The organism is Streptomyces sp. NPDC003034, assembly GCF_053591375.1.
On the sequence record NZ_JBSFTS010000014.1, the window covers coordinates 25,867 to 43,279 of the forward strand.

Below are 17,413 nucleotides of genomic sequence, written 5' to 3' on the forward strand. Positions count from 1 at the left end.
TGAGCGGTGCGGGGAGCAACAAAGGTCCGGGGCGGCCACTTCGAGCGCGCCGTCGGCGCGGGCCGCCCCGGACCTCTCCTACGTCCTGTGCGCTGCGGGTACGTCGGTGGGCTACGGGGTACGCCTGGGCGCTACCCGTACGTCGGTGCGTTACCCGTACGGTCGGTGCGGCGGCCTGGCCGCTTGCGCTACGCGGCGCCCAGCAGACGCTCCAGCACCACCGCGATGCCGTCCTCCTCGTGGGAGGTCGTCACCTCGTCTGCCACCGCCTTGAGCTCCGCATGGGCATTGGCCATCGCCACACCGTGCGCCGACCAGGCGAACATCGGGATGTCGTTGGGCATGTCACCGAAGGCGACCGTCTCCGCCGCCTTCACCCCCAGCCGGCGCGCGGCCAGCGAGAGCCCGGTGGCCTTGCTCAGCCCCAGCGGCAGGATCTCCACCACACCAGGACCGGCCATCACGATGTCGACCAGACTGCCGACGACCGCCCGGCCCGCCTTGACGAGCGCGTCGTCGTCGAGGTCCGGGTGCTGGATGTACAGCTTGTTCAACGGGGCCGTCCACACCTCGGTGGTGTCCTTCAGGCGGACGGCCGGCAGGCCTTCCTGCACCTGGTAGCCGGGGCCGATCAAGACCTCGCCGTCCACCCCGTCCCGGCTGGCCGCGAGGGCCAGCTGACCGATCTCGGCTTCCATCTTCGACAGCGCCAGACCGGCCAGCTGCCGGTCGAGCGTCACCGAGGTCAGCAGCCGGTGCGCGCCCGCGTCGTAGACCTGCGCGCCCTGCCCGCACACGGCGATGCCCTGGTAGCCGAGATCGTCCAGCACGTGCCGGGTCCAGGGCACGGCCCGGCCGGTGACGATGATGTGCGCCGCGCCCGCCGCGGTGGCCGCGACGAGCGCTTCACGGGTGCGTTCCGAGACGGTGCCGTCGCCACGCAGCAGCGTCCCGTCGAGATCGGTGGCGACGAGTTTGTACGGGAACGGAGCCGGGCTCACTTGGTGATCGGCTCCAGTACCTCGCGGCCGCCGAGGTACGGACGCAGTGCCTGCGGTACTCGCACCGAACCATCGGCCTGCTGGTGGTTCTCCAGGATCGCGACGATGGTGCGCGGTACGGCGCAGAGCGTGCCGTTCAGCGTCGACAGCGGCTGGGTCTTCTTGCCGTCGCGGTAGCGGATCGACAGCCGGCGGGCCTGGAAGCCGTCGCAGTTCGAGGCGGAGGTCAGCTCGCGGTACTTGCCCTGGGTGGGGATCCACGCCTCGCAGTCGAACTTGCGCGAGGCCGAGGCGCCCAGGTCACCGGTGGCGACATCGATCACCTGGAAGGGCAGCTCCAGGCTGGTCAGCCACTGCTTCTCCCAGTCCAGGAGCCGCTTGTGCTCGGCCTCGGCCTCCTCCGGTGCGACGTACGAGAACATCTCGACCTTGTCGAACTGGTGGACGCGGAAGATGCCGCGGGTGTCCTTGCCGTACGTACCGGCCTCGCGGCGGAAGCAGGGCGAGAAGCCGGCGTACCGCAGCGGGAGCTTGTCGGCGTCGATGATCTCGTCCATGTGGTACGCCGCGAGCGGGACCTCGGAGGTGCCGACCAGGTAGAAGTCGTCCTTCTCCAGGTGGTAGACGTTCTCCGCGGCCTGGCCGAGGAAGCCCGTGCCCTCCATCGCGCGCGGGCGGACCAGCGCCGGGGTCAGCATCGGGATGAAGCCGGCCTCGGTGGCCTGCGCGATCGCGGCGTTGACCAGGGCCAGCTCCAGCAGGGCGCCGACACCGGTCAGGTAGTAGAAGCGCGAGCCGGACACCTTGGCCCCGCGCTCGACGTCGATGGCGCCCAGCGATTCGCCGAGCTCCAGGTGGTCCTTGGGCTCGAAGCCCTCCGCGGCGAAGTCACGGATGGCGCCGTGCGTCTCCAGGACGGTGAAGTCCTCCTCGCCGCCGACCGGGACGTCCTCGTGGACGATGTTGCTGAGCTGCAGCAGCAGCTGCTTCGCGGCCTCGTCGGCCTCGTTCTGCTCGGCCTCGGCGGCCTTGACGTCCTGCTTGAGCTGCTCTGCCTTCTTCAGCAGCTCGGCCCGCTCCTCCGGGGAGGCTTTCGGGATGAGCTTGCCGAGCGACTTCTGCTCATTGCGCAGTTCGTCGAAGCGCATGCCGGAAGACCTGCGGCGCTCGTCGGCGGAGAGGAGCGCGTCGACGAGTCCGACGTCCTCTCCACGGGCGCGCTGCGAGGCGCGGACACGGTCAGGGTCTTCACGGAGCAGCCGAAGGTCAATCACCCCTCCAGGCTACCGGGCCGGGTTGAGGGGATCACACCGATATCACGCTGCGTGTCACTATGTCCCTATTGCGGTGAATGGATAAGCGGGGAGGCGGGTCGGGGGTTCCTTCGGAGATGTGGGCGGCAATAGCCCGCCCATTCCCCGAAAGGGGTCCCGGCCATGACGCGGAGTCGTCTCCGAGCAAGAGTCTCTGAGCAGGGCCGGAGGCTTCTTTGTCCACAGGAAACCCTGGGGCGGGGCACCTTATCCACAGGCTGTGGGCTGGATCTGTGGACACGGAAATAGATCATTCGCGACCGGTTGGCCGTCTGAGGGAGACAGGGTTCAAACCGCCCTCACGCACTCATTCGGGTGGGAATGGCCCGCCCCGAAGAGTTGATCCGCGATGCGCGGGTGACGCCGTTCACCTTCCGCTCTCCAGGGCGAAACCCGAGCCCAGGCCGATTTGTCGACCTTGTCGCGCTGCCCTGTCGACTTGTCCCCAGGTCTGCCCACTGCCCTGTGGATAACTTTGTGGACAGTGGAGGCAAGCCCTACGCCCGGCCGTCGAGGCAGCGCGTCAGCCAGTCGGAGGCAGCTGTGAAGTCACCGTCGGAGGTCCCCGGCCGGGGGGCGCGGATATCACGCTGAGCCACCCCGGCGCGCGGATAGGACCCGAGGAAGCGGACGCGCGGGCAGGTCCGCTTGAGGCCCATGAGCGCCTCGCTGACCCGCCGGTCGGAGATGTGGCCCTCGGCGTCGACGGCGAAGCAGTAGTTGCCGATGCCCTCGCCGGTCGGACGGGACTGGATCAGCATCAGGTTGACCCCCCGCACGGCGAACTCCTGAAGGAGTTCCAGCAGTGCACCGGGGTGGTCGTCACCGAGCCACAGCACCACGGAGGTCTTGTCGGCGCCGGTCGGAGCCGAGGGGCGGGCGGGGCGGCCGACGAGGACGAACCGGGTCTCCGCGTTCTCCGCGTCGTGGATCTCGGTGACCAGCGGTACGAGCCCGTAGGTGGCCGCCGCGAACTCACCCGCGAACGCCGCGTCGAAGCGGCCCTCCTGGACCAGCCGGGCGCCGTCGGCGTTGGACGCGGCCGACTCCCATACGGCGTCGGGGAGGTTCGCCCGGAGCCAATTGCGCACCTGGGGCTGGGCCACCGGGTGCCCGGTGACGGTCTTGACGTCCGACAGGGCGGTCCCCGGCCGCACGAGCAGAGCGAAGGCGATGGGCAGCAGGACCTCGCGATATATCATCAGCGGTTCGCCGGAGGCCAGCTCGTCCAGGGTGGAGGTGACTCCTCCCTCCACAGAGTTCTCGATCGGCACCAGCGCGGCAGCGGCCTCGCCGTTGCGCACGGCGTCCAGCGCGGCCGGGACCGACACCATCGGGACGAGCTCCCGGGTCGCGGCTTCCGGCAGTGTGCGGAGGGCGGCTTCGGTGAAGGTGCCCTCGGGACCGAGATAGGTGTAGCGAGTGGCCGACATGTGAGCAGCCTAATGCCGGGGCGCCGCGCTCCGCGGGCCGGTTCATCCTTCGAGCAGCCGCTGCCCGACGTACTCTCCGGCACGGGGGCCGGGCGGCACCGCGTACAGGCCGCTGGACTCGTGCCGGATGAATGCGGACAAGGCATCGCCCCGGTCGAGCTTGCGCTGTACGGGGACGAACCCCCGCAGCGGGTCCGCCTGCCAGCAGATGAAGAGGAGACCCGCGTCGGGGGCGCCGTCGGCGTCGATCCCGTCGTGGAAGGAGAAGGGGCGCCGCAGCATGGCGGCCCCGCCGTTCTGCTCGGGCGCGGAGATCCGCGCGTGGGCGTTGGACGGGATGACGGGCTTGCCGTCGGCGCCGACCTTGTCGAGCTCCATCTCCGTCGTCTCGCCGCCGCCGGTCAGCGGGGCCCCGGTCGCCTTCGTACGGCCGATCACCTGCTCCTGCTGGGCCAGGGACTGCTTGTCCCAGTCGTCGAGGAGCATGCGGATGCGCCGGACGACGGCGTACGAGCCCCCCGCCATCCATGAGTGCCCGGCCGGCCCGGGTCCGCCATCGGGCACGAAGATCCGCTGGTCGAAGTCGGGTTCCGCGGGCTTCGGGTTGCCCGTTCCGTCGACCTGCCCCATGAGGTTGCGGGCCGTCATCGGGGTGCCGGTGGCGCCGGGGGACCGGTTGAAACCGTTCATCTGCCAGCGGACGCGGGCTGCGTCCCCGGCATCCTTCTGCAGGGCCCGCAGGGCGTGGAAGGCGACGAGTCCGTCGTCGGCGCCGATCTGGACCCACAGGTCGCCGTTGCTGCGACGGTCGTCTATCCGGTCGGCGGAGAAGACGGGCAACGGGTCGAGGGCGGCCGGGCGACGGGCAGTCAGGCCGGTGCGGTCGAAGAAGGAATGTCCGAAGCCGAAGGTAACGGTGAGGGAGGACGGGCCGGCGTCGAGGGCGATGCCGGTGTCGGCCACCGGGGCGGTCTCGCCCGCCATGAGCCGCCGGGCGGTCTCGGACCAGCGCCGCAGCAGCGCGGCGGCCTCCGTACGGCCCGCGCCTGGGGCGAGGTCGAAGGCGATGAGGTGCCCCTTGGCCTGCAAGGGGGTGGTGATGCCGGCCTGGTGGTCACCGTGGAAGGCGACCTTGGTGGCGCCGAGGGAGGACAGGCTTCCGGGGGCGCCCGCGGCGGCTGCGCCGTTGACAGAGTCGGCGAGCGCGGAGTGCGCGAGGGCGCCACCGGTGGCGCCGAGTGCGAGGCCCGCGGCGCCTGCGGCGCCGACGGTGCCCAGCAGGCGGCGCCGGGAGATCTCGATGTCGGGGTTGCTCTCGGTCACGCTGTTCAGCCGATCTTCACGGTCTTGTGGACGGTCGTCTGGTCGATGTCGGAGGTACGGACGGTCACGTCGATGCGCCATTCACCGGCGAGCGGGACCTGCACGCCCAATGCCGTCCAGTGTCCGGGCGCGATGCGGTCCGGGACGAGCGGCAGGGGTCCGATGTCCTTGGCGGGGAGGGTGAAGGAGACCTTGATCTCGGGAAGGTCAAGGGGCTTCCCGTCGGGTCCGTCCGCCCACAGGTGCAGGGTGTTGGCACCCACCCGGCCGGGGTCCAGCTCCAGCCGGACGGTCCCCTTGCCGGCCCGGCCGCCCGTGTCGAACGGCAGGGTGATCTTGACGGCGCGGTCGGGGACAGCCGTGGCGGTGGAGCCGCGGCCCGTTTCCTGCTCCACGGCGCGACCGGGCTCGGTACTGGTGAGCACGGTCGTGACGGCGAGCAGCACCACGGCGACCCCCGCCTCGGCGAGGACGGAACGGCGCAGACCCGCCCGGTCCGGGTCCGCGTCGCGGGCCTGCTTTCGCCGGGCGACCTCGCGGGCGGCGTCCTGCCGGGCGAGCTGAGCGGCACGCTTGGCGTCCGCGGGCACCGTGGCGGTGACGGAGGCGGTCGACGTTTCACGTGAAACATCGGTCGACGTTTCGCGTGAAACATCGGTCGACGTTTCACGTGAAACATCGACCGGTGCGTCCGCCTTCGCGGTCCGTCCGACGGCGGGGTCGGCGAGCCGGGCCGTCCATTTCCGGGACATGTAGGCGACGGCGACGAGGACGCCGACGAGCCCGACCTTGAGCAGCAGAAGCCGTCCGTAGTCGGTGCCGGTGAGGGCGGACCAGCTGCCGACCTGCCGCCAGGACTGGTAGGCACCGGTGACGGCGAGCACGAGCACGCTGACGAACGCGACGCGGGAGAACCGCTGGACGGCTTCCCGTTCGATGCCGGGCACCTTGTGCAGGGCGACCAGCAGCGCAGTGAGGCCGCCGAGCCAGGTGGCGACGGCCAGCAGGTGCAGGATGTCGGCCGGCATGGCGATGCCCGGCTGGAGACCGGTGGACGCGTGCTCCGAAAGCGCCCACGTGGCGGCGATACCGCCCGAGACGACGGCGCCGCCGATGGCCAGGCCGAAGGTGAGGTCGCTGGTGTCCTCGGAGTCCTCGGAGTTCTTGGTGTCCTCGGTGTCCGCAAGCTCGTCGCCGCCGCGGGCGGCGGCCGGTGCGTCCGGACCGTTCTCCGCGCCGTCTGCCAGGCCTGCCTGCCGTGCCTGCCCTGAGCCCTCCACGTCCGCCAGGGCGCGCGCGTCCCCCGCAGCCCCTGCGGCCACTGCCTTCCCCGCTGCCGACCGGTCCGGCTGCTGTCGCCGCGCGAAGGCGCCGAACAGGACCGCGAGGAAGAGCGCCGCCGCGCCCAGCAGGAGCAGCCGGGAGACGAGGGAGGCGCCGGTCTTGGTCTCCAAGGCGGCTTTCAGCCCGCCGAGGTCGAAGGCGTCGGCGAAGCTCCCCGACCCGGTGTACGGGGTACGGAGCACCAGCATCGCCAGCGTGGCGGCGGTGAGGGCGACCCAGGCGCGCAGTACGAGCTTCTGGAGCGGCCGCTCGGCCGCGCCCCGCCGCCAGCACAGCAGGATGAAGGCGGCGCCGCCGACGAGGACGGCGAAGCCCGCGTAGGCGACGTACCGGGCCATCCCGTACGCGATACCCACGGGCCCGCCTCCCGCCTGCGCGGAGGGGAGGGTGACGCTGGTGGCCGACGGCGCACCGATGGAGAAGGTGAAGGCACCGGAGATCGGGTGGCTGTCGGCGGAGACGGCCTGCCACGCGACGGTGTAGGTGCCGTTCGGCAGGCCGGCGTGCAGAGCGGTGCCGTAGCGGATGGTGCCGCCGCCGCACATGTCGCGCAGCTCGCCGGTGTCGACGCGCTTGCCCTGAGGGTCCAGGACGCGGATGGAGTCCTCGCCCATGGCGACCTGCTCCGAGAAGGAGAGTGTCACCTGGGCGGGTGCCGTGGCGACCACCGCCCCGTCCTTGGGGTCGCTCGCGGTGAGTGCGGCGTGTGCCGCGGCCGGGGAGACCGCGGTGAACAGCGTCGCCAGCAGGGTCGCGAGTACCAGCGCGAGGCGCGGCAGAAGTGCCGCGGCGCGGGCGCGGGCCGCGGATGGGTCCGCGGATGGGGCGGGGGCGGTGGCCGTCATGGCGTGTCAGTCCCTCGGTCCGTCAGTGGGCGTTGCCGTCGGTAGGAGCGGGAGCCTGCGCGGTGTACGTCCGTTCCTTCACGTCGAGCTCGACCTTCAGCGGCTCCGCCTTCTCGAAGCGCAGCTCGACGGTGACCTTGTCGCCGACCTTCGGCGTGCTCTTCAGCCCCATGAACATGACGTGGTCGCCGCCGCGCTCCAGACGCAGTTCACCGTTGGCGGGCACCTCCATGGAAGTGACCTGCCGCATCTTCTGGTTCTTGGTCTCGTGGATCTGCAGATCCTCGGAGAGCGGGGAGGCCGCGCCGGTGAGCTTGTCGGCGGTCTTCGACTCATTCTTGATGACCATGAAGGCGCCGGCCATCTTGTCGTTGACGGGCTCGGGCATGAAGGCGCCGCTGACCGACAGCTTCGGCTTGGCCGCATTCTCCTTGGCATCTGAGGAGCAGCCGGATATGGCGATCGCTGCCGTCAGGGAGAGGGCGGCGGCGAGGGTGCGGGTGGTGCGGGCGGTCACGGGTTTTCTCCCTTGATGATCTTCGGCAGGTCCTTGGTGTAGTCGTCGACGGTGGTGCCTTCGCCGTAGAGGACGTAGCCCTCGTCGGTCTTGGGCGAGAACGCGATGACCTGGGCGCCGTGCATGGAGACGACGCTGCCGTCGGCTTCCTTCGTGGGCGCCTCGATACCGATGCCGAGCGAGCGCGCGGCGGCCTGGATGGTGGCGAAATTGCCGGTGAGTCCGGTGAAGGCCGGGTCCTGGGACCTGAGCCAGGCACCGAGGGACTCGGGTGTGTCCCGTTCGGGATCGGTGGTGACGAAGACGACCTGGAGGTCTTCCTGGTCGGCCTGGGGCAGTGCCTTCTTCGCGACGGCGATGTTGCTCATCGTCAGCGGGCACACGTCAGGGCAGTTGGTGTAGCCGAAGTAGATGAGAGTCGGCTTGCCCTTGGTCTGCTCGCGCAGGCTCCACGGCTTGCCGGTGGTGTCCGTGAGGACGAGCTCGGGCTTGTCGAACGGGCGGTCCAGGACGGTCGCCGCCCTGGTCTTGCTCTGGCCGCCGGAGATCTGGGTGACCGAACCGGTATCGGCCCGCTCGGTACCGCAAGCGGTGAGGGTGAGTGCGGCCGCCGCGACGAGGGCGGCGACCGTCACACGAATGGTGCGCATGGAGGGATGTCCCTGGGATCGGGGATGGTACGGATGTTCTGGGACCGGGCGAAGGCGCCGGTCGACGGGCGAAGGGCAGCCGCCGACCGGCGCGGGAGGGGCAGGTCAGGCGGAGCGGCGACGGGAGGCGACACCGAAGGCCACACCACCGAGTCCGACGACGATACCGGCGATGCCGAGGGCACGCGCCGTCCAGTCGGAGCCGTGCCGGGCCGCCGCCTCGTCGTGGTCTCCCGCCTCTTCCTTGCCGGCGTCCTGCTCCCCCGCCTTACCGGCATCGCCGTGGTGGTCGTCGCCCTTGGCGGCGGTCAGCTTCAAGACGGGCGCCGGGTTCTGCGGTTCGGCGGCGCCCTCCTTGGCTTCCTCGATCCAGCGGACGACCTCGCCGTTGTCGTAGGTCTGGATGGACTTGAAGACCATCTGCTCGGCCTTCTCGGGCAGCTTGCCCACGGAGAGGGGGAACTGCTGGAACTTGCCCGGCTCGATCTTGCCGCCGCTCCAGGTGACCTTGGTGACGGCCTCGTTGATCTGCTTGCCGTGCACGGTGAGCGGCTTGTCGAGCGGGCCCTTCTCGACCTTCACGGTCCAGCCGGGCACGTCCTGCGGCATGACGGACGTGAGGGGCTGGTCGGTCGGGAAGCTGACCTCCAGCTGGGTGGTCGACGCGTTGTCGCGCTCGTTGGGGACCTTGAAATTGATCGTCGCGTAGCCGCCCTTGACGGCTTCGCCGGGCTGCACGCTCACGTGGCCGAAGGCGGTGCCGGACAGGACGAGGACGGAACCGGCGGCGATCGCGGCGGCGAAGGAGACGCGAGAGGTCTTCATGGCGGAACACTCCACTGAAGCAGGGTGACGGTGGCCCGCGCACGGATGCGCGCGGAGTTCGCGGCACCGGTGCTCCCGTGTGTGTCCGGGGCGGAGGGTGCCGCGTCAGGCAGCGAGGGCGAGCGCCATGGGCGGCCCGCGCCTGATCACCGTGTGCTGGAGTGCTTCCCGTCCCGTGGGGGCGGCCGCAGCGGCCGCGGTCCGCCGCGTGCGTGCGGGACGGGCGGGCGTGCCCGGAAGCCCGGCGCAGAGGGCGCGTACGAAAGCCAGCGCGGTGCGCAGCGCGCGTACCGGGGCGGCTTCGGCGGAGGTCAGGGACAGTCCGAGGAGCCGGAACAGCGCCGCGTCGCCACGTCCCAGCAGCCAGCCGGCGGCCAGGGCGGCGAGCAGGTGACCGAGCAGCATGCCCGGACTGAACAGGCCGGTGGACGGCTCAGAGGTGGCGGCCTGAGCCATGTGGGCGTGCACGCTGTGCGTCTGCGCGGCGGCCTGCGCGGCCAGGGCGGCCGGGTCGAGACCGGCGGTCTCCAGGATCTGCCGGGCGTCGGCCGGGCTGAGCGGTACGGAGTTGCCCCCGCACACCAGCCGGGCGGCGAGCGCGGCCAGCGAGGTGTCGGCGGCGTCGGCTGACGCCGCGGCGGCCGCGGCGTCGTGCTGGCCGAGGCCGAACAGTGTGTGCAGCGCGAGCTGCCCGGCGGCGAGCCCCGCGGCGATGCCGGGCAGCGTACGCGGGCGTCCCGCGAGCGGGGCCGCGACGGCGAACACGGCAAGGAAGCCGACGCCGAGGGACCACCAGGGCACGGTGGCGCAGGACGCCAGGGCGTGCCCGGCCCCGGACAGCACGACGCAGACCGCGGTGAACACCGCGGCCCGTATCAGCCGGAGTGAGGTTCCGGCGCGCGTCGAGTGGGGGGCAGTCATGGCCCGGCCATCATCGCACTGGGCATGGACCGTCCATACGGCAGGTCCGGAAGGTCCCTTGAGTCACCTTTCCGCAAGCCCGCGCCCGCCGCGGCGCTGGATCAGGCTGCGGCGACGGCACCCGTTGCGCCGCGGCGGCCGCGAGCGCGGACGGCGGAGGCTTCCGCATACACCGGCTCCCGGGAGAGCCGCATCGGCCGAACGGGGGCAATGAGGACACAGACGGCCGCGGGGGCGCTTACGGTCCGCCGAGCGCGGCAATAGGTAACCGTATGAGCATCTGGTGGTCTCTCCACTTGAGGCGCGAAGCCGCGAGCGTGCCGCTCGCCAGGCGACTGCTGCTGGGGACCATGGAGACCGCGGGGGTGGACCCGGACATCTCCTTCGATCTCTCCGTGGCACTGAGCGAGGCCTGTGCGAACGCGGTGGAGCACGGCGGGCTCGGCGCCGCCCCGGACGAGACCGAGGCGTACCGCGTCACGGCCTACCTCGACGGGGACTGTTGCCGCATCGAGGTGACCGACTCGGGTCCCGGGTTCCCTCCCGCGACGGTCGACCGCCGCAGACCCTGCCTGGCCGAACACGGCCGGGGCCTGCACCTGATCGCGGAACTCGCCGACCACGCCCGCTTCCGCAACCGGCCGGGCCGGGGAGCCGTGGTGAGCTTCGACAAGATGCTCAAGCGGCGCGATGACGCGCTGGTGAGCGTGCCGTAGAAGCCCCGGCCGGTGCACCCCGCCCCGGGCGGGCGGTCACGCGGGGATCAGCCCCCGGAGCCGCCGGTACTCGCGTGCCTCAGCGTCCGTGGCGTATCCGCCCGTGCTGACGCCGGTGGGCGGGATGCCGCACGGCCGTCCCGCGCCCGATCCCGCCCACCAGCCGGCCCCCGGGCCGGCCCACCGGTCGGCCCACCCGAAGAGCGACGCGGGCGTCAGCCCTTGAGGCGCGCCATCCAGGCTTCGACCTCGACGGAGGTGCGGGGCAGCGCGGCGGACAGGTTCCGGTTGCCGTCCTCGGTGACGAGGATGTCGTCCTCGATCCGGACGCCGATGCCGCGGTACTCCTGCGGCACCGTCAGGTCATCGGCCTGGAAGTAGAGACCGGGCTCGACGGTGAGGCACATGCCCGGCTCCAGGGTCCCGGCGACGTACGCCTCGGTGCGCGCGGCGGCGCAGTCGTGGACGTCCATGCCGAGCATGTGGCCGGTGCCGTGCAGGGTCCAGCGACGCTGCAGGCCGAGCTCCAGGACGCGCTCGACCGGCCCCTCCAGCAGACCCCACTCGACGAGCTTCTCGGCGAGCACGTGCTGGGAGGCGTCGTGGAAGTCGCGGAACTTCGCGCCCGGCTTCACCGCGGCGATGCCGGCCTCCTGGGCCTCGTAGACCGCGTCGTAGATCTTGCGCTGAATGCCGGTGTACGTACCGCTGATGGGCAGGGTCCGCGTGACGTCCGCCGTGTAGAGGGAGTGGGTCTCCACGCCGGCGTCCAGCAGCAGCAGGTCCCCGGAGCGCACGTCACCGTCGTTGCGGACCCAGTGCAGGGTGCACGCGTGCGGGCCGGCGGCGCAGATGGAGCCGTAGCCGACGTCGTTGCCCTCGACGCGGGCGCGCAGGAAGAAGGTGCCCTCGATGTAGCGCTCCGAGGTGGCCTCGGCCTTGTCGAGGACCTTCACGACGTCCTCGAAACCGCGGACGGTGGAGTCGACGGCCTTCTGCAGCTCGCCGATCTCGAAGTCGTCCTTCACGACGCGGGCCTCGGAGAGGTAGACGCGCAGCTCCTCGTCGCGCTCGGCGGTGACCTTGTCGGTCAGCGCCTTCTCGATGAGGGCGTCGTGACCGCGGACGACGCGGACGGGACCGGTGGCCTCGGTGAGGGCCTCGGCGAGCTCGCGCACGTCCTTGGCGGGGATGCCCAGCAGCTGCTCGGCCTCGGTGAGGGAGTGGCGGCGGCCGACCCACAGCTCGCCCTGGCCGGAGAGCCAGAACTCGCCGTTCTCACGGTTCGAGCGCGGCAGCAGGTAGAGGGTGGCCGTGTGCCCGGTCTCCCCGACGGTGTCCGCCGGCTCCAGGACCAGGACGCCGTTCTCGGTCTGGTCACCGGTGAGGTACGCGTACTCGGTCGAGGCGCGGAAGGGGTACTCGGTGTCGTTCGAGCGGGTCTTCAGACGGCCCGCGGGGATGACGAGGCGCTCACCGGGGAAGCGGGCGGACAGCGCGGCGCGGCGGGCGGCGGTGTGCCCGGCCTGGGGGACGGGCTCCAGCCCGTGCAGCTCGGTGTCGGCCCAGCCGGTGCGCATGCTCTCGGCGAGTTCGTCGCTGACGCCCGGGTACAGCCCGTTCTTGCGCTGCTTGTGCGTCTTCTGGGGCTGCTCTTCTTCCGGGGTCTCCGGGGTGAGCTCGTCAGCCACGTCTTCTCCTCAGCTTCGACAGGCATGGACCGGGTACGGACCTCATCCATCGTATGTGTGAGCACAAACCGACAGAAGTGGCCGTAGACCAGACCAGCCGCCAGGCCCGGGGCCCTGGCAGCGCCCGCGCCGCCGCCCGGGCGCGCACAGCTGCCGCCCCCGGGGCGCCAGCCGCGCGCTCAGTCGAACCGGGCGGCGAGCAGGACGACGTCCTCGGGGGTGTCGGCCGGCTCTCCCTCGGGCAGCACGGTCCGCAGGATGTGGTCGCAGAGGGCCGCCGGATCGTCGCGGGCGCTGCGGGGCGCGCCCGCGGCCGCCGCGTGCAGCCGGGCGTAGGCGCGGTCCATCGCGTCGCCGGTACGCCGCAGCAGTCCGTCCGTGTAGAGCAGCACCGTTTCTCCCGGGGCGGGCTCGATCTCCACGCTCGGCGCCTCCCAGCAGGACAGCATGCCCAGGGGCGCGGAGAGCGAGGTCTCCACGTACTCGGTGCGCCGCTCGCCGATGAGCAGGGGCGGGGTGTGACCGGCGCCGGCGAAGGTGATCTTGCGCTGGCCGGGTTCGCAGTAGGCGAAGAGTGCCGTGGCCGAGCGTGCGGGCTCGGTCAGGCGCAGCAGCAGCTCCAGGTCGGACAGGACGGCGACGGGGTCCTCACCCTCCATGACGGCGTAGGCGCGCAGGGAGGCCCGCAGCCGGCCCATGGCGGCGACCGCGCTCGGGCCGGACCCCGCCACCGAGCCGACGGCCAGCCCGAGGGCGCCTTCGGGCAGCGGCAGGGCGTCGTACCAGTCGCCGCCTCCGCGCGGACCCGTGTGGTGGCGGGCGGCGAGCTCGACGCCGGGGACCCGGGGCAGGCGGCTGGGCAGCAGCTCCTCGGCGACGGTGGCCAGACGTGCCCGCGAGCGCTCCACATCCAGCATCCGGGCCAGGTGTTCGGCGGCATGCCGGACGTAGAGCCCGGCGAGGTCGCGCTGGCGCTCGCCCGGTTCGGCCTGCTCGTCGTAGAGCCAGACGGCCGCGCCCAGCCGGCCGGTGGCCTCGGCCGTCAGCGGCAGCGCGTAGCTGGCGGCGTAGCCCAGGCGGGCGGCCACCTCACGGTGGCGGGGGTCGGCGGCGGCCAGGCCTCCGCCGCCGACGGGCTCGCCCGGCTCGGGCAGCACCTCCGAGCCTCCGTGCGCGTCGGGGAGGCCGTCGAGGATGCGGCCGTACGAGGTCGCGCTGCGCGGCACGGTCTCGATGTGCCCGAGGTCGGCGCGGCCGAGGCCGAGGCCGATCGTGGCGGTGGGGCCGAGCCCGTCGGAGGGTTCCAGGACGATCAGGCCGCGGCGGGCACCGACGAGTGCGGCTCCGGCGCGCAGGAACTCGTGGAGGGAGGAGTCGAGATCACCGGTGCGGGTCAGCCGCTCGGTGAGCTCGTGGAGGGTGGTGAGGTCCGAGACCATGCCCGCGAGCCGGTCTTGGATGAGGCTGCTCGGGCCGGGTGACGGGGCCGGTGGAGGGGCGGTCCGTACGGGTGCGGGCGCCGCAGTTTGCGGTGACGCGGGGACTTCTGGATCGATTCCAGCCACTTTCGGCAGATGCGAGGCGCTCATGGCGTCCGCCTTTCCACCTGGTGCGATTCGCCATATAGCATCGCAAACCCCCAGATCGTGCTGCGCCGCCATCAAGGAATCCACATCTACACGCACACGTGGATGCGTGTCCAGCATCGCCCAGGTGGGAATCCTGGTGTCCGTGGGGCGGAAACTCACTGTCGAGCCAAGGCTAGAACTTGGCTGGAAAAAGCCAGAAGCGGGAGGTTTTTGCGGTCGACTGGACGGGCGTCCACAGCGGTCCGGGTAGGTAATCCGCAGCACCCGGGGTCAGTTGGCGCCGTCGGCGCCCTCCGGGGACCTGCGGGAACCGCCTCGCGGCGACCGTCGTCCTTAGCGGCGGCAGCCGGTGCCACGGCCGGTGCGGTCGCGTTCCGCCCCCGCCCGGCGTTCGATGGACCCGTAAGACGTGCCAAGACCCGCACCGAAGATCCGCACGGAACCCGCACGGCAGACCCGCAGGAACCGGGTGGACCCGCGCCAGGCGGACAGCGTGGCAGCGTGGCAGCAGAAGTGACGCTCGAACGTGTACATGCAGTCAGATATCGATGACACGGTGTGATGTGGCCCTCGGCGTTCAACGGAAGGGAACGAGCGCTCATGCGCGAGATCCTCGGAAGGCGTCTCCAGCGGCTCCGTAATCGCTTGCGGTCCCTGCGTCCCGCCCGGGCGCGCAGCGGCACGCAGGCTCTCCTCGATGCCGCGCTCACCTGCGCGACCGTGTGGCGGTGGCCCGTACTGCCCGGCGTCGGCCGCAGCGGAGCGGACGGCTCCCGGTGCGCCTGCCCCGGCTCCGACTGCGCCGTCCCGGGCGCGCATCCCTTCGATCCGGGGCTGCTCGCGGCCACCACCGACCCCCGGATGGTGTCCTGGTGGTGGACCAACCGGCCTACCGCTCCCGTCCTGATGGCCACCGGCGGAACCGCGCCGTGTGCGGTGAGCCTGCCCGCCGCCGCGGCCGCGCGGGCCGTCGTACGACTGGACGCCCAGGGCATGCGGCTCGGGCCGATCGTGGCCACGCCCACCCGCTGGTCGCTGCTGGTGGCGCCGTACTCGCTGGAGCGGCTGGGCGAACTGCTCTACGCGAAGGATCACGTGCCGTCCTCGCTGCGCTTCCACGGCGAGGGCGGCTACCTGCTGCTGCCGCCCTCCCCTGCCTCCAGCGGTGGCCAGGTGCGCTGGGAGCGGCAGCCCGTGGGCACCGGTAACGGGAGCATCTGGCTGCCGGACGTCGAGGCGGTCGTGGACGCACTGGTCGAGGCGAGCAGCGGGGCGCCCGGCGGCGGCAGCCGGCTCGCGTACTGACCCGCGGGTGACCCGCGGGCACCGGGGATCACTCGTACGGGTGCCAGCGGGGCGAGTTTCCAAGGGAATTGGGCGCGGGGATCTCCGCGGCCCATTCCCGCCTCGCTATCTTCGGCGAATGAATCTCCGCCTGATCGGTATCGGCGCCGGTGTGCTGATCATCTTGTTGCTCCCGCTCGCGGGGGCGATCGCCGGACCGGATTTCGCCGGTCAGGATGACGGAAAAGGCGGCGGCCTGTTTTCGACGCTCGGGCTTTCGGACCCTTCGCGCACATCGCAGGGGCCGGCCGGATCGTCCGGGTCTCCCCGGTCGTCTCCGCATGCGGCACCGGACGGCCCGGCGCGGCCCGGCCCGTCCGCGCAGCCCCGTACGGATGCTCAGTGCGGTCCCGAGCTGTCCTCGCCGCACGGTGTGGAGGCGCAGACCTGCGTCCTGGTGGGCGAGGGCCGTACGTGGGGCCGCAGTTACTACCGCAACACCAGTGGCCGCGCGCTGGACGCCGTGCTGACGGTGATGGGGCCGGCCGGGCGCACCGTGCAGATCCGGTGCGCGGTCGACGCCGGAGACGAACCGGGGCTGTGTGAGACACCGCGAGAGAACTCGGCGGGGGCGCCGGACAGCTACTCGGCTGTAGCGGAATTTGCAGTTCCGGGTGATGAGGGGCAGCTGTTGTTGCGGTCCGGGAGCAACGCACCGGCACCGGAAGACGGTTGAGCCGCGAGAAATGGAAGGGCCCGGTCGCTGGCGACGGGGGATGCACCAGCGACCGGGCTACAAGAACGGTAACAAGAGATCGCCTGTTCGCAAATTCGATCTCTGATATTCAGACATCGATTTGCAGACGATTAGCGGGAGTTGTGACACCTGTCACCGGGCCCGCGGGGGCCACGGGTCAGCTGAGGGTCACCTGTCGGTTGGTGAGCCCGCCGCGTGCCCGGCGCTCCTCCGCGGTCAGCGGGGCGTCCGAGGCCAGAGCAGCCGAAAGCCGCTCCGCGAACTGGGCCGCGGGCTTCTCCACATCGTCGGCCGTGACCCCGGTGGGCAGGTCCCAGACGGGCACCATCAGGCCGTGCGCCCGGAAGGAACCGACCAGTCGGGTGCCCTCGCCGAGCGAGGAGGTTCCGGCCGCGTGCAGTCGCGCGAGGGCGTCGAGCAGCTTCTCCTCGGGGTGCGGCATGACCCAGCGCAGGTGGTTCTTCTCCGGCGTCTCGCACCAGTAGGCCGCGTCCACTCCGGCCAGCTTGACCGTCGGAATGGCCGCCGCGTTGGCACGCTCCAGTGAGGCGGCGATCTCCGGCGAGGCGTTCTGGGCGCTCTCCGTATCCGGAATCCAGAATTCGAAGCCGCTGTGCACAACCGGCTCGAAAACGCCGTCGGTGTCCAGGAGATCCTGAAGTCGCGGTCCTTCGGCGGGAACGCGCCGAGCCGGCACCGGAGTTCCCGGGTCCGTTACGAGTGCCCGCTCCAGGGTGTCGGCCATGTCGCGGCTGAGGTCGCCCGTGGACGATTCGTTCTGCAGACCGAGGAGGACGGACCCGTCCTCGCGGCGCAGGGCCGGCCAGGCCATGGGCAGTACGGTCACCAGCGTGACGGACGGAACGCCCTCGGGCAGTCCGCCCTTGAGCGGCAGCGCGGCGGTGGCCGCGGGCACCAGTTCGCGCAGCGCCACCCAGTCGCACTCACCCGGCAGTCCCTCGAAGGGGCGCTGGACGTGTTCGGTGACGGCGTGCGCGGCCGCTGCGCCGTGGCACGCCTTGTAGCGGCGCCCGGATCCGCACGGGCAGGGCTCGCGCGCGCCCACCACCGGGATCTCACCGTTGGGGAGCTGCGGCTTTGCAGTCTTCGCTGCGGGGCGCTTCTTGGCCATCGTGGGTGTTCTCCCGGTTGCGGCGGTACGGCGTCGTCTCTGGTCGCGAGCCTAGCCGTTCGTACCGTCGAA

Annotated in this window: 15 protein-coding genes; 3 read left to right on the forward strand and 12 right to left on the reverse strand. The window is 71.5% G+C overall.

Annotated features, from left to right (window positions below):
* Window positions 1-188 precede the first annotated feature (188 nt).
* The 9 genes from ACWDX7_RS16245 to ACWDX7_RS16285 form a co-directional block, all read right to left on the reverse strand.
* The gene (locus tag ACWDX7_RS16245) at window positions 189-1,001 is read right to left on the reverse strand and encodes an HAD family hydrolase (RefSeq protein WP_451488748.1); all 813 of its coding nucleotides are present in this window, start codon (window positions 999-1,001) and stop codon (window positions 189-191) included.
* Window positions 998-2,275 (reverse strand): serine--tRNA ligase, encoded by a 1,278-nt coding sequence (gene serS, locus ACWDX7_RS16250; RefSeq protein WP_451488747.1) that lies wholly within the window; start codon window positions 2,273-2,275, stop codon window positions 998-1,000. The genes ACWDX7_RS16245 and serS overlap by 4 nt, the downstream gene beginning before the upstream one ends.
* Window positions 2,276-2,811: 536 nt before the next feature.
* A complete protein-coding gene (gene pheA / locus ACWDX7_RS16255) occupies window positions 2,812-3,747 on the reverse strand; it encodes a prephenate dehydratase (RefSeq protein WP_451488746.1) in 936 nt (311 codons plus the stop codon).
* Between the two features lie 42 nt (window positions 3,748-3,789).
* Window positions 3,790-5,151 (reverse strand): iron uptake transporter deferrochelatase/peroxidase subunit, encoded by a 1,362-nt coding sequence (gene efeB / locus ACWDX7_RS16260; protein ID WP_451488745.1) that lies wholly within the window; start codon window positions 5,149-5,151, stop codon window positions 3,790-3,792.
* Complete coding sequence (locus tag ACWDX7_RS16265) at window positions 5,076-7,259, reverse strand: copper resistance protein CopC (RefSeq protein WP_451488744.1); 2,184 nt, start codon at window positions 7,257-7,259, stop codon at window positions 5,076-5,078. The genes efeB and ACWDX7_RS16265 overlap by 76 nt, the downstream gene beginning before the upstream one ends.
* A gap of 22 nt (window positions 7,260-7,281) precedes the next feature.
* Window positions 7,282-7,776 carry a copper chaperone PCu(A)C gene (locus tag ACWDX7_RS16270; protein ID WP_451488743.1) on the reverse strand — a complete coding sequence of 165 codons (495 nt, stop codon included), beginning with the start codon at window positions 7,774-7,776 and terminating at the stop codon, window positions 7,282-7,284.
* Complete coding sequence (locus tag ACWDX7_RS16275; protein ID WP_451488742.1) at window positions 7,773-8,426, reverse strand: SCO family protein; 654 nt, start codon at window positions 8,424-8,426, stop codon at window positions 7,773-7,775. Before ACWDX7_RS16275 ends, ACWDX7_RS16270 begins: the two co-directional genes overlap by 4 nt.
* A gap of 105 nt (window positions 8,427-8,531) precedes the next feature.
* Window positions 8,532-9,251, reverse strand: a complete 720-nt coding sequence (locus tag ACWDX7_RS16280) for a YcnI family copper-binding membrane protein (protein WP_451488741.1) — start codon at window positions 9,249-9,251, stop codon at window positions 8,532-8,534.
* A gap of 105 nt (window positions 9,252-9,356) precedes the next feature.
* Entirely contained in the window at window positions 9,357-10,172 is an 816-nt protein-coding gene (locus tag ACWDX7_RS16285; RefSeq protein WP_451488740.1) for a hypothetical protein, read from the reverse strand.
* A 272-nt stretch (window positions 10,173-10,444) separates the two neighbouring features.
* Between ACWDX7_RS16285 and ACWDX7_RS16290 the strand changes: the two genes are divergently transcribed.
* On the forward strand, window positions 10,445-10,888 hold the full coding sequence (locus tag ACWDX7_RS16290; RefSeq protein ID WP_451488739.1) for an ATP-binding protein: 444 nt from the start codon (window positions 10,445-10,447) through the stop codon (window positions 10,886-10,888).
* A 215-nt stretch (window positions 10,889-11,103) separates the two neighbouring features.
* Here the strand turns inward: ACWDX7_RS16290 and ACWDX7_RS16295 are convergent, their stop codons facing one another.
* Together ACWDX7_RS16295 and ACWDX7_RS16300 are read right to left on the reverse strand one after the other, a co-directional pair.
* Window positions 11,104-12,579 carry an aminopeptidase P family protein gene (locus ACWDX7_RS16295; protein WP_451488738.1) on the reverse strand — a complete coding sequence of 492 codons (1,476 nt, stop codon included), beginning with the start codon at window positions 12,577-12,579 and terminating at the stop codon, window positions 11,104-11,106.
* A 179-nt stretch (window positions 12,580-12,758) separates the two neighbouring features.
* Window positions 12,759-14,285 (reverse strand): PP2C family protein-serine/threonine phosphatase, encoded by a 1,527-nt coding sequence (locus ACWDX7_RS16300; RefSeq protein WP_451488900.1) that lies wholly within the window; start codon window positions 14,283-14,285, stop codon window positions 12,759-12,761.
* 483 nt (window positions 14,286-14,768) lie between these two features.
* On the opposite strand from ACWDX7_RS16300, the gene ACWDX7_RS16305 reads away from it, so the two are divergent.
* Together ACWDX7_RS16305 and ACWDX7_RS16310 are read left to right on the forward strand one after the other, a co-directional pair.
* Complete coding sequence (locus ACWDX7_RS16305) at window positions 14,769-15,473, forward strand: bifunctional DNA primase/polymerase (protein ID WP_451488737.1); 705 nt, start codon at window positions 14,769-14,771, stop codon at window positions 15,471-15,473.
* A gap of 118 nt (window positions 15,474-15,591) precedes the next feature.
* Window positions 15,592-16,188 carry a hypothetical protein gene (locus tag ACWDX7_RS16310; RefSeq protein WP_451488736.1) on the forward strand — a complete coding sequence of 199 codons (597 nt, stop codon included), beginning with the start codon at window positions 15,592-15,594 and terminating at the stop codon, window positions 16,186-16,188.
* Window positions 16,189-16,366: 178 nt separating this feature from the next.
* On the opposite strand, the gene ACWDX7_RS16315 is transcribed toward ACWDX7_RS16310, so the two are convergent.
* Window positions 16,367-17,341 (reverse strand): DUF5926 family protein, encoded by a 975-nt coding sequence (locus tag ACWDX7_RS16315; RefSeq protein ID WP_451488735.1) that lies wholly within the window; start codon window positions 17,339-17,341, stop codon window positions 16,367-16,369.
* Between the last annotated feature and the right edge of the window lie 72 nt (window positions 17,342-17,413).

What these genes read in the sequence shown, in the direction of transcription:
- pheA (WP_451488746.1), bottom strand. Translation starts at nt 3,747, where the DNA reads ATGTCGGCCACTCGCTACACCTATCTCGGTCCCGAGGGCACCTTCACC.
- efeB (WP_451488745.1), bottom strand. Translation starts at nt 5,151, where the DNA reads ATGGCGCATCGACGTGACCGTCCGTACCTCCGACATCGACCAGACGAC.
- ACWDX7_RS16265 (WP_451488744.1), bottom strand. Translation starts at nt 7,259, where the DNA reads ATGACGGCCACCGCCCCCGCCCCATCCGCGGACCCATCCGCGGCCCGC.
- ACWDX7_RS16275 (WP_451488742.1), bottom strand. Translation starts at nt 8,426, where the DNA reads ATGCGCACCATTCGTGTGACGGTCGCCGCCCTCGTCGCGGCGGCCGCA.
- ACWDX7_RS16280 (WP_451488741.1), bottom strand. Translation starts at nt 9,251, where the DNA reads ATGAAGACCTCTCGCGTCTCCTTCGCCGCCGCGATCGCCGCCGGTTCC.
- ACWDX7_RS16285 (WP_451488740.1), bottom strand. Translation starts at nt 10,172, where the DNA reads ATGACTGCCCCCCACTCGACGCGCGCCGGAACCTCACTCCGGCTGATA.
- ACWDX7_RS16290 (WP_451488739.1), top strand. Translation starts at nt 10,445, where the DNA reads ATGAGCATCTGGTGGTCTCTCCACTTGAGGCGCGAAGCCGCGAGCGTG.
- ACWDX7_RS16300 (WP_451488900.1), bottom strand. Translation starts at nt 14,285, where the DNA reads ATGCTGGACACGCATCCACGTGTGCGTGTAGATGTGGATTCCTTGATG.
- ACWDX7_RS16305 (WP_451488737.1), top strand. Translation starts at nt 14,769, where the DNA reads ATGCGCGAGATCCTCGGAAGGCGTCTCCAGCGGCTCCGTAATCGCTTG.
- ACWDX7_RS16310 (WP_451488736.1), top strand. Translation starts at nt 15,592, where the DNA reads ATGAATCTCCGCCTGATCGGTATCGGCGCCGGTGTGCTGATCATCTTG.
- ACWDX7_RS16315 (WP_451488735.1), bottom strand. Translation starts at nt 17,341, where the DNA reads ATGGCCAAGAAGCGCCCCGCAGCGAAGACTGCAAAGCCGCAGCTCCCC.